This window comes from Mycobacterium sp. AZCC_0083 (genome assembly GCF_014202335.1).
Classification (GTDB): domain Bacteria; phylum Actinomycetota; class Actinomycetes; order Mycobacteriales; family Mycobacteriaceae; genus Mycobacterium.
Genome location: NZ_JACHGP010000006.1, coordinates 37198 through 51538 on the forward strand (window position 1 = coordinate 37198; position 14341 = coordinate 51538).

General features: G+C 68.3%; 13 protein-coding genes. 3 read left to right on the forward strand and 10 right to left on the reverse strand.

Translation table 11 applies throughout. The features are described from left to right. Positions 1-42: 42 nt before the first annotated feature. Positions 43-1464: a MinD/ParA family protein gene (locus tag HNP02_RS15805; protein WP_184440027.1), complete on the forward strand. Its 1422-nt coding sequence runs from the start codon at positions 43-45 to the stop codon at positions 1462-1464. Beyond that, entirely contained in the window at positions 1461-2990 is a 1530-nt protein-coding gene (gene eccD, locus HNP02_RS15810; RefSeq protein ID WP_184440029.1) for a type VII secretion integral membrane protein EccD, read from the forward strand. Before HNP02_RS15805 ends, eccD begins: the two co-directional genes overlap by 4 nt. Before the next feature lie 13 nt (positions 2991-3003). On the opposite strand, the gene HNP02_RS15815 is transcribed toward eccD, so the two are convergent. The 10 genes from HNP02_RS15815 to HNP02_RS15860 all read right to left on the reverse strand — a co-directional run bounded on the left by HNP02_RS15815 (position 3004) and on the right by HNP02_RS15860 (position 12549). Continuing rightward, the gene (locus tag HNP02_RS15815; protein WP_184440032.1) at positions 3004-3387 is read right to left on the reverse strand and encodes a type II toxin-antitoxin system death-on-curing family toxin; all 384 of its coding nucleotides are present in this window, start codon (positions 3385-3387) and stop codon (positions 3004-3006) included. Beyond that, positions 3384-3590, reverse strand: coding sequence for a CopG family transcriptional regulator (locus HNP02_RS15820; RefSeq protein ID WP_184440034.1), 207 nt, complete (start codon positions 3588-3590; stop codon positions 3384-3386). The genes HNP02_RS15815 and HNP02_RS15820 overlap by 4 nt, the downstream gene beginning before the upstream one ends. Before the next feature lie 41 nt (positions 3591-3631). After that, positions 3632-3970, reverse strand: a complete 339-nt coding sequence (locus HNP02_RS15825; protein WP_304611005.1) for a YbaB/EbfC family nucleoid-associated protein — start codon at positions 3968-3970, stop codon at positions 3632-3634. Next, complete coding sequence (locus tag HNP02_RS43555; RefSeq protein ID WP_184440036.1) at positions 3967-5508, reverse strand: hypothetical protein; 1542 nt, start codon at positions 5506-5508, stop codon at positions 3967-3969. Before HNP02_RS43555 ends, HNP02_RS15825 begins: the two co-directional genes overlap by 4 nt. Positions 5509-5554: 46 nt before the next feature. Continuing rightward, complete coding sequence (gene eccE / locus HNP02_RS15835; RefSeq protein ID WP_184440038.1) at positions 5555-6955, reverse strand: type VII secretion protein EccE; 1401 nt, start codon at positions 6953-6955, stop codon at positions 5555-5557. Continuing rightward, complete coding sequence (gene mycP, locus HNP02_RS15840; RefSeq protein WP_304611006.1) at positions 6952-8298, reverse strand: type VII secretion-associated serine protease mycosin; 1347 nt, start codon at positions 8296-8298, stop codon at positions 6952-6954. Before mycP ends, eccE begins: the two co-directional genes overlap by 4 nt. A 185-nt stretch (positions 8299-8483) precedes the next feature. Continuing rightward, complete coding sequence (locus tag HNP02_RS15845) at positions 8484-8741, reverse strand: HPr family phosphocarrier protein (RefSeq protein ID WP_184440042.1); 258 nt, start codon at positions 8739-8741, stop codon at positions 8484-8486. 34 nt (positions 8742-8775) lie between these two features. Continuing rightward, positions 8776-10776, reverse strand: a complete 2001-nt coding sequence (locus tag HNP02_RS15850) for a fructose-specific PTS transporter subunit EIIC (RefSeq protein WP_184440044.1) — start codon at positions 10774-10776, stop codon at positions 8776-8778. Positions 10777-10795: 19 nt separating this feature from the next. Further along, positions 10796-11773, reverse strand: coding sequence for a 1-phosphofructokinase (pfkB, locus tag HNP02_RS15855; protein WP_184440046.1), 978 nt, complete (start codon positions 11771-11773; stop codon positions 10796-10798). Next, on the reverse strand, positions 11770-12549 hold the full coding sequence (locus tag HNP02_RS15860; RefSeq protein ID WP_184440048.1) for a DeoR/GlpR family DNA-binding transcription regulator: 780 nt from the start codon (positions 12547-12549) through the stop codon (positions 11770-11772). The genes pfkB and HNP02_RS15860 overlap by 4 nt, the downstream gene beginning before the upstream one ends. 102 nt (positions 12550-12651) lie before the next feature. Between HNP02_RS15860 and HNP02_RS15865 the strand changes: the two genes are divergently transcribed. Continuing rightward, complete coding sequence (locus HNP02_RS15865; RefSeq protein ID WP_255506586.1) at positions 12652-14337, forward strand: putative PEP-binding protein; 1686 nt, start codon at positions 12652-12654, stop codon at positions 14335-14337. The last annotated feature ends 4 nt before the right edge of the window (positions 14338-14341 follow it).

The following is a 14341-nucleotide window of genomic DNA, read 5'->3' on the forward strand; positions in this document are numbered from 1 at the left end:
TCAGCTCGTGCCCCAACGTGAACCAACCCTTGAGAGGTTTCCATGTCGGCCGACTATGACCGGCTCTTCCACTCCCCGGACGCGACTCAACCGCCCGAAGAGGAGACAGCAGCCGTCGACCGCGACTCGGTAGCGCCCGGCAAGGCCGGACCCATGCCGACACACGCGGCACGTCCTGATGCGCCGTCGGCCCCCACGTCGGGCCCGATGCCCGTCGCGCCGCCGACGAAGACGGCCGTGTCGGCCGCACCGCCGCCGCGCCCGGCCGAGGTCACCAGCCAGATGAGGCCTACCCAAGCCACCGGGCAGCAGCGGGTATCGAACGGCATGATGCGCGTGCCGCAGGGTGCGCCGACCACCGGCGCCCGCTACGAGCAGGCCCGTCCTGCGCCTGCCCCCCAAGCGCGGCAGGCGCCCGCGCCCGCGCCGTCGCAACACTTCGCCGAACCGCAATCCGAGAATCGGGCGGTGTGGACGTCGGCTCAGCAGGTGCCGGGCCAGCCCGCGCCGACGTCGGCCGCGACCATCGGCAATCACCGCGCCATCGACGCCCTCTCGCACGTCGGCGTGCGATCCGCGGTGAAGATGCCGTCCCAGCGCGGCTGGCGGCACATGATCTACATGTTGACGCGCATCAACCTCGGGTTGTCGCCCGACGAGATCTACGAGCTGGATCTGCACACGCGGATCCGTCGCAACGCCCGCGACTCCTACCAGATCGGCGTCTTCGGTCTGAAGGGCGGCGTCGGCAAGACCGCCGTCACCGTGGCGCTCGGTTCGGAGTTGAGCAAGGTTCGCGGCGATCGCATCCTGGCCGTCGACGCCGACCCGGACGGCGGCAACCTGGCCGACCGCGCGGGCAGGCAGTCCGCCGCAACTGTCGCGGATCTGTTGTCGGACAAGGAACTCAGCCGCTACAACGACATCCGCGCCTACACGAGCATGAACGCCGCCAACCTCGAGGTGTTGTCCTCTGAGGAGTACAGCGGCGCCCGTCGTGAGTTCAACGACGAGGACTGGAAGGGTGCCACCGGCATCGTGTCGAGGTACTACAACCTCGTCCTCGCCGACGGTGGTGCAGGCCTCTTCCAGCCGGCCTCCCGTGGCGTGCTGTCCACGGTGTCGGGTCTGGTGATCGTGGCCAGCGCGTCGATCGACGGCGCGCGGCAAGCCGCCGTCACGATGGACTGGTTGCGGCAGAACGGATATCAGGATCTGCTCGGCCGGTCGTGCGTGGTGATCAACCACGTCGTGCCGGGCAAGCCGAACATCGACGTCGCAGATCTGGTCGAGCAGTTCGAACGGCACGTTCCGCCCGGCCGCGTGATCGTGTTGCCCTGGGACAAGCACATCGCCGCGGGCACGGAGATTCAGCTCGATCTGTTGGGCAAGACGTTCCGGCGCCGGATCACCGAACTCGGTGCTGCGCTATCGGATGACTTCGACAGGCTCGAACGTCGTTGACCACCACGGCCGCCGCACCCAGCACGCCGGGCGTGACGCCCGGCCGGCCGTCGACGACCCGTGTCACGGTTCTGACGGGACGCCGCCTGACTGATCTGGTTCTCCCCGCATCCGCGCCGATCGAGACGTTCGTCGACGAAGCGGTGGAGGTACTGGCCGAGCTCCTCGACGACACTCCTGCCGAGGTACTGGCCGGCTTCGACTTCAAGGCCCAAGGGGAGTGGACGTTCGCCCGTCCCGGTGCCCCGCCGATCAAGGGCACTGAGTCACTCGACGACGCAGGGGTGGTCGACGGGGCGCTCGTCACCCTGGTGTCGGTCAGCCGCACCGAGCGCTACCGACCACTGGTTGAGGACGTCATCGATGCCATCGCGGTGCTCGACGAGTCACCGGAATTCGACCGCACGGCGCTGAACCGCTTCGTGGGCTTGGCGATTCCGGCGGTGTCCCTGGTGATCACAGGCGCCGCATTGCGCGCATGGTCGGACACCGGGCATGACTGGTGGTGGACGCTGGCCCTCGGTCTCATCGGCCTGGGGGTGCTCGTCGGAAGTGTCATGGCCAGGACGCGTTACCACAATCTCGACATGGCCGAGAGTCTGCTGATCGCAGCGGTTCCGCTGTTGGCGGGTGCGGCGGCGTTGGTCGTTCCGTTGCCTGCCGGCATCAGCGGGCTCGGCGCCCCGAACGTGGCGGGTGCCGCGGGCGTGGCGCTGCTCCTCGTGTTGGCGACGCGTGGTGGGCCGCGCAAGCGTGCCGAGGTCGCGTCGTTCAGCGCGGTGATGGCCGTCGCGATCACCGCCGCGGCGGTGGCCTACGGGTACGGGTGGCAGTACTGGGTGCCGGCCGGAGCGATCGCCTTCGGCTTGATCGTCGTCACCAACGCGGCGAAGCTGACCGTGGCCGTTGCCCGCATCGCGCTGCCGCCGATACCGGCCCCCGGCGAGACGGTGTCCAATGATGAACTGCTCGACCCGGTTTCGAGTCCGGATGTCTCCGACGAGGAGTCCCCGACCTGGCAGGCGATCATCGCGTCGGTGCCCGAGTCGGCGGCCCGCCTCACCGAACGCAGCCACCTTGCCAGGCAGCTGTTGGTGGGCTTTCTCACCGCAGGCGCCCTGGTGCTCGCCCTCGGCTCGGTCGCGGTGGTGGTGCAAGGCCACTTCTTCCTGCACAGCCTGATCGTGGCCGGGTTGGTCACCGCGACGTGCGCCTTCCGGTCGCGCCTTTACGCCCAACGGTGGTGCGCCTGGGCGCTTTTGGCGGCGACGGTGTTGATTCCGACCGGCGTCACCATCCGGCTGTGCAAGTGGTATCCGGAGAGCGCGTGGCTGGTCCTGAGCATCTACGCCGCGATTGCCTTGGTCGCCTTGATCCTGGTGGGTGCGACCGATGGCGTGCGACGGATGTCGCCGGTGAGCAAGCGAATCCTCGAACTACTGGACGGTGCGGCAATCGCCGCCGTCATCCCAATGCTGCTGTGGATCGCCGGCGTCTACGACATCCTCCGGAACCTGCGGTTCTGACGCTGCCGAGGGCTCAGCTCTCCTGGTAGCTCCAGGTGCGTAGTCGATCGGCAATCTCGACGAGATCGGGCTGGGCACCGGTGGCGACCTCGATCACGAAGTCGAAGCGGTCGTCCTCGGGCGCGCTGATCCACTGACCGTTGATGGCCAGGAACGTACGGCAGGCGGTCCACGCGAGTCGCTTGTTTCCGTCCACCAGTGCGTGGTTCCGGGCCAGGGAGTGCAGCAGTGCCGCGGCCTTGAGGTGCAGGTCTGGGTAGGCGTCCTCGCCGAACACCGACGCACGGGGCCGCGCGAGAGCAGATTCAAGCAAGCCGTAGTCGCCGACGACGACCTGCCGACTGACGGCCTTGTGGGCGATTTCCAACAAGTCGTCCAGATCCAGGTATTCGGTCATGCGTCCTTGAGACGCTCGAGAACCCCGGCTTCCTCACGCACTACGCGCTGGAGAGCCGCGGATACCTTGGCCTCGTGCGCACGCCGGGCGATGTACTCGTCGATGGCCGATAGCGCGACAGCCTGCATCGACCGCCCCTCAGCGGCGGCCTGCAGGCGCAGCGCTTCTGTCTGTTGATCGCTGGTGCGTAGGGTCATTCCCATGGCCGACATGATACCGGAGTGATACCACTCAGTGCACGCAGTTACGTGCCGTCGTCCAGATCCGACGTGATCTCGGCGACCGCCGCGTCGAGGCGTTCGCGGTCTGCATCGATCGATGCGGACGCAATGGACGTCGCGTTCTGCAACGCCTCGTTGACCCGCCCCTCGACTGTCGCCGCGCCGAGGCGCAGCAGACCGTCTTCGATGAATACGTCGGTCAACCAGTGGTGCCCATTGAGGGTGACCTCGACGGTCTCGGTTTCGTCGGTCGCCGTGTAGGACACGGTGTTCATCTTGGCCAACTGGTCGTCCATCAGTGACTGCAACCGCTGTGCCTGCTTCAACACGGCGGCGACCTGGGGATGCATCTCCTCGGTCAACTGGAGTCCTTGTCTTCCTGGACTTCCCTACGGCGACGAAGGCCGATGATGGCCTCGGTGTACGGACGATCCTCGGTGTAGATGTCCTCGTCGGGCGCCAGCCCGGGCGTGCGCTTCCGCTCCTTGCCGCCGCCCTGGCCCTGGCCGTGCATCGGCATGCCGCCACCCATTCCGCCCATGCCGCCACCAGCTGCGCCGGCAACACTCGGGCCGGGACCCGCTCCGGGCCCGCCAGCTGTCGTACTTGGCCCGACGGACGAGCCGCCGACGTTGGGCTGCAACCCCATTGCCGGGATTCCGCCACCACCGCCTCCGCCGGAGCCTCCGCCCCCGCTCGCCGCGGCGGGCCTCAGGCTCGGATCATCGGTGGGTATCTTCGGCACGTCCTTTGGTCCGCCCCCTGGCAGACCGCTTGGCAGGCCGCCACCCGCAGGTGATCCCCCGCCGGAAGGTGATCCGCCGTCAGAAGGAGAACCGCCACCTGACGGTGAGCCACCGCCCGAAGGTGAGCCGCCACCCGATGGGGCGCCTCCACCTGCGGGGCCCTGCGCGGACAGTGGCGATGCCGGTGGCGCCGCCGTTGGTGGCTGCGAGGGCGCGCCGCCGCCACCTCCGCCCTGGCCCGGCGCAGTCGTCCCCGGGCCGCCGGAGCCGTCTTTGGACCCGAACGGCGGCTTCTCGACCCGTACTGGGTCGAAAGTGGCACGGCCCGCGTAATCCGCTCGCACCTCGTCGGATTCACGCTGCAGCTCAGCCATCTTCTTCTGAACTTCCTGCATCTTTGCCTGGGTCTGGATCGAGTTGCCGGCAGTCATTTCCTTCGCCAAGTTGACGAGCAGTTGCTCGCAAATCTCGTACTCAAAGTAGATGGGGGCGTGCTTGCCTCGCGCGTCGGCATGGGCGTCCGCGACCTTTTGGGCCGCCTCACCCAGCCGCGTCCACGCAGTCGAAAGCTGATGCAGCCACGCGTTGAACGTATTCAACCGCTGGTAGGCCGCCTCCGCCGCAGGGCCCTCCCAATCAGTGCGCAATTGTTTTTCCGCGTGACCTGCGACCATGTTGGCCGACACTTTCGCATTCACGACGATGTCGTGCAGCGATGCCCCCTGGTCACCGCCTAGGAATTGTTCGTGGGTGGCCTTGACATCGCTGTAACCGCCCGCGTCGAGCGGTCGTGGTGCAGCGGGGTCCTGCGGAATGGGTGGCAGCTGCGTGGACGGCGCGGGAACGGGAATCTGTTCGATGGCAGCCCGTCGCTCGGGGTTGTCTATCGCCTTACCGCACGTGGTGTCGACCTTCTCGTATGCGTCTGCGGCAATCGTGAACATCTCGCTGATGCGCTTGTTCTCGGCCTCCGCGAGCTTCTGGTACTCCTGGAGATTCCGCGAAGCATTGTTCAGGTTCGCAGCGGCATCCGTCCCGATTGGCAGCGTGTCGGGCGCCGCGGCGCCGACGTCCGACGAATTCCATTGCCCACCAGTCATGTGCCCGGAAATCGCCCTCAGAGCTTCAGGCTCGACCCGTACTTCCCCCGTCATATCCCCTCCTCGGGAATCCAGCGTACGCCCCTCAGCAAACCCCGGATCATTGTTCCAGCGCCATCTGGTAGCGGCTTTCCTCGCGAGGATTGATCAGCCGGATGGGCAGCTGACGATGCCGCGGCGTGTCGATGAAGTTGCTTCGCAGCACTACCCGGCCCACACCGGGATGCGGACCGAGGTAGGTGGTGGCGTTGGGCCACGCCACCTTGGCTACTTGGCCGATGCGTGCGTTGATGAACCCAGCGAACTCGCGGAACTGCGGACCGAGGGTGACCACGGCGCCCGATGCGGCCGACCGCACGACGAACTGAGTGAACAGTCGCGCGTCGCCGAGATTGATGCTGACGTCGACGTCGTCGAACGGCATGTACACCGGGTACCGGTCGGCGGTCTCGCCGACCAGGACGCCAGCCGAGCCGATCGGCAGCTCGTAGTGCCGGTCGGTCAGCGGGCTCAGGCCCTGCAGTGCGGCCGCCCGCTGACCACCGAAGAGACACGAAAAGCCGCGCGGCGTAGACGGATTCGCCAGTGTCGTCAACAGCACCGTCGTCGTCGGGGCGGTTCCTGGACGCACCCGGACCCGAGTGATGGTGTGATCCGCGCGCGCCGACCACCAGACGTCCGGCCCACCGGCGGCCGTGTACGCCGCGGTGAAAGTGCTACGGCCCTTGATCGACGACCAGCTCTCGCGCTCGAAGCTGATCTCCGTCGCTCTGTCGAAGTCGTCGAAGCTGCGGCCACACCGCGCGTCGATTCCCTTGCTGGCCAACTGATCCGCGATCCGCGTCGTCGACGAGACGAGGTATCGAGCCAATCCGGCGACGCCGGCTTCACGCCGCTGAGCAGCCTTTCTCGTCTCCTCGGGCAGCGCCCGGAGGACGATCCACGTGCGGCGGTTGGCAGGCGCCGGGTACGGCCCGACCACCTGCTCGTAGAGCGCCACGAGGCTCGACGGTGCGGTCTTGCCGACCCGGTATCCCGCCGAGACGATGTCGGCGTCCAGGTCGGGACTGTATGCGGCGATGAGCTGTTCGACGAGCCTGGTGTCGACGACATCGTCGGTATAGGCCTCGCCGGACACGATGACCGTGGGCGTGAAGGGCCGGGGTACCAGCTCGATCACCGAGATCAGGTGATCGTCCTGCCACCGCACCGCGACGTGATCGCCGGGAATCACGGTGGACCCGACGGCAGGCGCCGACGGGGGTTGCGGGGCGGTCTTGTAGCGTCGCCGCCAGGAGAAGATCGCCGTGAACCAGCCAGTGAGCCTGCGGCCACGCACGGTGAGCACCACCGAGATCGCGATGATCACGGCAACCGTGACGCCCACCCAAAGTAGGTCCAGCGGAATGAAGATCGCGATCAACGCCGGAATCAGTACCGCCGCCCACAGCAGGTGACCGGTGGTGATGCGGAGGCCGAACTGCGCAAGGAATGCCTTCATCGACGCCTCAGTGCGCGGCGGGCCATCGCGCCGATGCCGAGTATGACCGCCAGCGCGGCGCCGGTGATGACGACGATGGTGATCGGTCCCCGGTCCGGCGGTGGGATGTACACCGGCGGCGGCAGTTGTTTCACCTTGTACGGGATGGTCTTCGGGCCGGGCGGCACGTCCCAGGTCAGTGCGGCGACGGGATCGACGACACCCGCGCCGACGTAGTTGTCAACGCCCCCACCGGGATGCCGCGAGGTGGCGGTGATCCGGTTCATGATCTGAGCGGGGGTCAGGTCGGGGAACCGTTGCTTGAGCAGTGCGGCCAGGCCTGACACGTACGCCGCGGCGAACGACGTGCCGTTGATGGGGACGGGGCCGTCCTGGCCCTGCAGCGCGTTCACCGGGTTGCCGTCGTAACCGAGCGCGGTGATGTTCTCGGCAGGTGCAGCGGCACCGACCCACGGGCCGGACATCGAGAACGTGCTCGGCTGGCCGTTCTGGGCGATGCCGCCGACCGTGAGCACCAGCGGCGAATACCACGCGGGCGAGACGATGGTCTGCACCTGCTTCCAGCCCCGCGGATCGGCCGGTATCGAGAGATCGGGCGGCGGGTTCTGATTGCAGTCCTGGCCGGTGTTGCCCGCTGCGACGACGATGACGGCGCCCTTGACGTTGACCGCGTACTCGATCGCGGCGCCGAGGCCGGTCTCGTTGATGGGGCGGGTGATCTTGTAGCAGGCCGCCTCGCTGATGTTGATCACCTGCGCGCCGAGGTTTGCCGCGTGCACGATCGACCGGGCAAGGCTGCGCAGCGAACCCGCGGTTTGCGTGGTGTTGGGGTCGTTCGGATCGCTGCGCGATCCCGTGGGCTGGAAGTTGTCCGACGTCTGGCGCAGCGAAAGGATGCGCGCGTCGGGAGCCACCCCGATGAAGCCGTCGGTGGGGCCGGGCCGCCCCGCGATGATCGATGCGGTGAGCGTGCCGTGCGAATCGCAATCGGACATTCCGTTGCCGCCTGCGTCGACGAAATCACCGCCGGGCAGAGCTGGCACGCGAGGTGATCCGTTCACGCCCGTGTCGATGACTGCGACAGTTACTCCCTGACCCGTTGCGAACTTCTGCGCATCGGCGAGCCGAAGGTAGTCGCTTGCCCACGGCTTGTCGGCGAAGTTGGCTCCGGGGAACACCGTCGGCGCCGAGCAGACCCGCCGTTGCTCAGTGGGCTGATCCGGACCCGTCTCATCAGGTGGCAGGGCCGCCGGATCGATCGTGGGCGGTTCGATCGCGAACGCAGCGGGTGCGCTCACCAACGCCAGGATCAGCGCAGCGAGAAGGACACCGATGCGACGCAGCATTCGTCACCCCCCTCGACGACCAACGCATCCACGCTGTGCTGATTCCCCACCAGCAAACTCAAAAATGCGCGTTTTGCAGCGCATCCCCTGACGTCGAGCCCCCGGACCCTGTGCACTCGGCAATCCTAATGCCGAGTTGATGGGCCGAGTTCCGCTTTCTTGCCCGGGCTGTGGCGAACGGCTCAGGCGTCGAGGTCCTGCTGGACCAGCGAGGCAACGGTGTCGAGCGCTGCTGCGTCGTCAGAGGCCACGGTGACCTCGGCGCCGTTGCCGGCACCGAGGGTCATGATCATCAGCGCCGAGCCGGCGTCCACCGGCTCACCGCCGTCGAGGGACAGGGTCACCGGGACGCCGGCATTGAGCACGGCCTCGGCGATCACGGCAGCGGGGCGAGCGTGCAGTCCGATCGCGGATCCGACGATGACGGTCTTGGTGGGCATGGGTGGTTCTCCATTCTGTGGTGGGGTGACGATGTCAGGCGGCAACGAGTTCGGGGGACGTTCCCGAATCGGTCTTGGGCTTGGCGAACTGCTTGGCGGCGACGACGGCGACGGCGCCGACGGCGGTGCCCGCCGCCAAGGCAACGAGGAACCACGCCAGATGCCCGATGGCGAAGAACACGAAGATGCCGCCGTGTGGCGCCTTGAGGGTCACGTCGAACGCCATGATCAACGCACCGGTCACCGCACCACCGGCCATCATCGACGGAATGACGCGAAGCGGGTCGGCCGCGGCGAATGGAATCGCGCCCTCGGAGATGAACGAGGCACCGAGAAGCCATGCCGCGCGGCCGTTCTCGCGCTCGGGCTCGGTGAACAGGCCGGGTCGGACGGCTGAGGCGAGTGCCATCGCCAGCGGCGGGACCATGCCCGCAGCCATGACGGCCGCCATGATGCGCAGGGTGGACGGGTCCGCCACGTTCAGGCCGGCGGTGGCGAAGGCGTAGGCCGCCTTGTTGACCGGACCGCCGAGGTCGAAGCACATCATCAGGCCGAGGATGACGCCAAGCAGGATCACCGAGCTGCCGGAAAGACCGCCGAGCCAGCTGGTCAGCCCGGAGGTAACCGCGGCCAGCGGACGGCCGAGCAACAGGAACATCAGCAGGCCGACGACGAGCGAGGCGACCAGCGGAATGATCACCACCGGCATCAGGCCCCGCAGCCAGCGGGGGACGTCGATTCGGCTGATCCACAGCGCGGTGAATCCGGCGATGAGGCCGCCGACGATGCCGCCGATGAAGCCACCGCCGACGAAGACCGCCACCGCTCCCGCAGTGAATCCCGGTGCAATGCCGGGGCGGTCGGCGATCGCGAACGCGATGTAACCCGCAAGGGCGGGTACCAGGAAGGAGAACGCGAGCCCGCCAAGGGTGAACAACACCGCGCCGAGGTATTGAACGAAACCGCCCGACGGCAGGTTGGTCAGCGAGTTGGTGGTGGCGATGATGTTGCCGAGCGACTGCGTCGCGCCTTCGGGCTTGTTGGCGATGTCGTATCCGGCGAAGAGGAAGCCGAGCGCGATGAGCAGACCGCCCGCCGCCACGAATGGAATCATGTAGCTGACGCCCGTCAGCAGAATCTGCCGGGTGCGGGTGCCCCACCCGACTCCGCCGGACGCCGACGGGCCGGACGACGACGATGCGCCTGCCACGCCCTCCACCCGCGCTGCATTCGGATTGTCAGCGGCCGCAAGTGCTTCGGCGACCATCTTGTCGGGCTCGTTGATCGCACGCTTGACCCCGGACGCGATGACCGGCTTGCCCGCGAAGCGACCTCTGTCCTTCACTCCGACGTCGGTGGCGAAGATGACGGCGGCCGCGCCGGCGATGGTGTCGGCGGGCAGCGGCGTGCTGCCTGACGAGCCCTGTGTCTCGACCTGCAGATCGACGCCGGCCTTCTTGCCCGCGGCGACAAGGGAATCGGCGGCCATGTAGGTGTGTGCGATGCCGGTCGGGCAGGCAGTGACGGCGACGATCGTCCGCTTCTCCTCCTCGACCACCGGCGCCGCTGCGACGGGCGTGGCGGGAGCGGGGTTGACCACACCTTCGACCAGGTCGACCACCTCAGCGGCCGACGACGCGTTGCGTAGCGACTCGATGAAGTCCTTGCGCACCAGCGCCCGGGCCAGGCTGGACAGCAGCTTCAGGTGTTCGGAGCCACCGGATTCCGGCGCCGCGATCAGGAAGGCCAGGTCGGCGGGCCCGTCGGGAGCGCCGAAATCGACCGGGGGCGACAGCCGGGCGACGCCGATGGTGGCGTCGTCGACGTAGGGGGAGCGGCAGTGCGGGATGGCGATGCCGCCGGGCAGTCCGGTGGCCGACTGCGCCTCGCGCGCCATCGCGGCGGCGACCAGGCCCGCACGATCGGTGGTGCGGCCCGCGGCGGCGAGTCGATCGGCGAGCAGGCCGATGACGGCTTCCCTGCCGCCGCCGGCGTCGACGTCGAGGGCGACCAGGTCGGTGGTGGTGATGGACATCTCGCTACTTTCTGATGGGTTACGGTCGAATGGATTGGGGTGTAATCGCATACACCCGAACGGCTTTGAGGTCGATCTGCGATGGTGATGGCAGTGCCGACCCGGGCAAAGCGGCCGCCGCGCTGCCATAGGCGACGGCCATCTGAAGTCGTTGTGGCGGCTCCGCCCCGCCGACTTCGGCACGCAGGTAGCCAGCCAGCGAGCTGTCCCCCGCGCCGACCGTGCTGCGCGGCGTGATCGGCGGGGGCGTCGCCATCCAGGCCCCCGTCTGGTCGACGAGCACCGCGCCCGCCGCGCCGAGAGTGACCAGCACCGTGCGGGCACCCAGCTCGATGAGCCGCTGCGCGGCCAGCACCACGGGTTCCGGATCGCCTGATGCGGCGGCACTTTCGAGCGTCTCAGGCGAGGCACCGACCAGCCCCGCGAGCTCCTCGGCGTTGGGCTTGATGACGTCGGGGGCGGCGCGGTTGAACGATGCGGCCAGGGCGTCGAGCGGACGCTCGGAAGTGTCGACCGCGACCTTGCAGGCGGCGGACGCCAGCGTGGCGACGATCTCGGTGTACCAGTCGTCGGGCATGCCCGGCGGTAGGGAGCCCGACAGCACCACCCACGACGCGCTTGCGGCGGCATCGACGACGGCCTGGGTCAGGGCGTTGCGTGCGGAGTCGTCGAGCGTCGCACCCGGCTCGTTCAGTTTGGTCGTGGTGCCGTCGGATTCGGTGATCGTCAGGTTGGTGCGGACGGTGCCCGTCACAGGAACGCACCGGAACGCCACGCGGCTGGATTGCAGGGCCGCGACGATGGGGTCGGTGTCGGCGGCGGGCAGGACGGCGACGGACTCCACGCCCGCCAGTGTGAGGGCGCGGGCCACGTTGACGCCCTTGCCGCCGGGTTCGGTCGTGGCGGAGGTGATTCGGTGCACCGCGCCGCGCGTCAGCGGTGTGCCGAGCGTGACGGTGCGGTCGATGCTCGGGTTGGGAGTGACGGTGACGATCACGAGGGATCCTCCGCGATGACGACCTCGACGCCTTCGTCGGTGAGCATCGTGCGATCGGCATCGCCGATCTCACTGTCGGTGATGAGGGTGTCCACACTCGAGATCGGTGCGAAGCTGACGAAGTCCTCGCGGCCGACCTTGGTGGAGTCGGCGGCCACCACGACGTAGTTGGCGCACCGGACCATGGCGCGCTTGACCGCGGCTTCCTCACTATCGGGTGTGGAAAGTCCGTGCCGCGCGCTGATCGCGTTGGTGCCGATGAAGGCGATGTCGACCCGCATGGAGTCGAGCACCCGCAGCGCCTGCTCGCCGACCGCCGCCTGGGTGATGCCGCGGACCCGGCCGCCGAGCACCTGCAGCGACACCGAGGGGAAGGCAGCCAACCGGGCGGCGATGGGTACCGAGTTGGTGACGACGACGAGTTCCCGGTCGGTCGGCATCAGGCCCGCGATGCGCGCGGTGGTGGTCCCTGCGTCCAACAGGACGCTTGCCCCGCTCAACGGGAAGAACTCGGTCGCAGCGGCGGCGATGGCGTCCTTGTAATCCGCGCGGGTGGACTCCCGCTCGCCGACGCCCGGCTCGACGAGGTGCAGGGCGCGCATGGGAACCGCGCCGCCGTGTACCCGGCGCACGACGCCGGCCTTGTCGAGGACGGCGAGGTCGCGGCGGACGGTCTCGGTGGTGACGTCGTAGGCCTTGGCCAGTTCGGCAACCGAGGCGCGGCCCTTGCTGATCACCATGGCGGCGATCGCGTCTTGGCGCTCTTCGGCGTACATGACCCTCCGGTTGTGTTGGAAACCAACTTTGTGAATGTTGATATGTGTTGTTTTACCCCTGACTGTGTTGACTTGTCAATCGATTCTTGTAACCTGGTTCACATGACCACGCCATCTTCGACGACGTCACTTCGCGTACTGAACGGGGTCCCGGCGGTGGGCGGGGTGCAATATGCGCCGGTGATCCGACCGGGCGCGCGCCCCCGGATCAACGACGGTCCGGTCGCCGAACTGGCTGAAGCGGACCGACCCGCCGAGGTGGCCCGATTCACCGCGGCCGCCGCAGCGGTGGCCGAACGGCTGCGCGCGCGAGCCGGGCACGCCACTGGCGTCGCCTCGGAGGTGCTGGCCACCACCGCCACACTGGCGCAGGACCGGGCCTGGCTGGGGGACGCCGAGAAGCGGATCAGTGCCGGCACTCCCGCGGTGCAGGCAGTCGCGGGCGCGATCGACAAGATCGCGGCGATGTTCACCCAGATCGGCGGGATGATGGCCGAACGGGTCACCGACCTGCGCGACGTCCGTGATCGCGTCATCGCCGACCTCAGCGGGCTGCCCGAACCCGGCGTGCCGGTACCCGACGTGCCGTCGATCCTGTGCGCCGAGGACCTGGCGCCGGTCGATACTGCGGGTCTGGACGCCGCACTCGTCGTCGCGCTCGCCACCACCCTCGGCGGCCCGACCAGCCACACCGCGATCATCGCCCGCCAGCTCGGCATCCCCTGCGTCGTCGCCGTCATCGGTCTCGACGAGGTGCCTGTCGGCACGATGGTGATGGTCGACGGCACGCTCGGCACCATCACCGTCGAGCCCGACGCCCACGCCGCGGCCGAGGCCGTCGCGGTGGCGCGGCAAGAGGCCGACCTCGCAAAGGGCTGGACGGGCCCGGGCGCCACCGCCGACGGACACATCGTCGCGATCCTTGCCAATGTCCAGGACGGCGCCTCCGCCCGGTTGGCGCGCGAGACTCCGGCGGAGGGCATCGGGCTGTTCCGCACCGAATTGTGCTTCCTCAACCGGGATACCGAGCCCTCGGTCGACGAGCAGGCGCAGATCTACGGCGACGTGCTCGAGGCGTTCGACGGCCACAAGGTGGTGATCCGGACACTCGATGCGGGGTCGGACAAACCGCTGAAGTTCGTCGGCCATCCGGATGAGGCGAACCCCGCCATGGGGGTGCGTGGCATCCGCATCGCCGAGGCCAACCCCGCCATCCTGACCAGGCAGCTGGAGGCGATCGCCGCGGCGGCACAACGGACGGGCAGCGCGCCGTGGGTGATGGCACCTATGATCGCGACGCCTGCAGAGGCGGAAGCCTTTGCCGTACAGACCCGTTCGTACGGTCTGACGCCGGGCGTGATGATCGAGGTGCCCGCCGCCGCACTGCTCGCCGACCGGATCCTCGCCCACGTCGACTTCCTGTCGATCGGGACCAACGACCTGACCCAGTACACGATGGCCGCCGACCGGATGTCGGCCGAACTCGCGACGCTGACGGACCCGTGGCAGCCCGCGGTGCTGGCGCTGGTCGCCACGGCGGCGAATGCTGGTGCCGCGGTGAACAAGCCGGTCGGGGTTTGCGGTGAGGCCGCCGCCGATCCGCTGCTGGCGTGCGTGCTGGTCGGCCTCGGGGTGTCGTCGCTGTCTGCGGCCGCGGCGGCGGTCGGGGGCGTCGGTGCGAAACTCGCCACGGTCACCCTCGCGCAATGCCGGGCCGCGGCCGATGCCGCGTTGGCGACGGCCAGTGCCGCCGATGCGCGGGCAGCGGCGATCGCCGCCTTGGCCTAGCGGG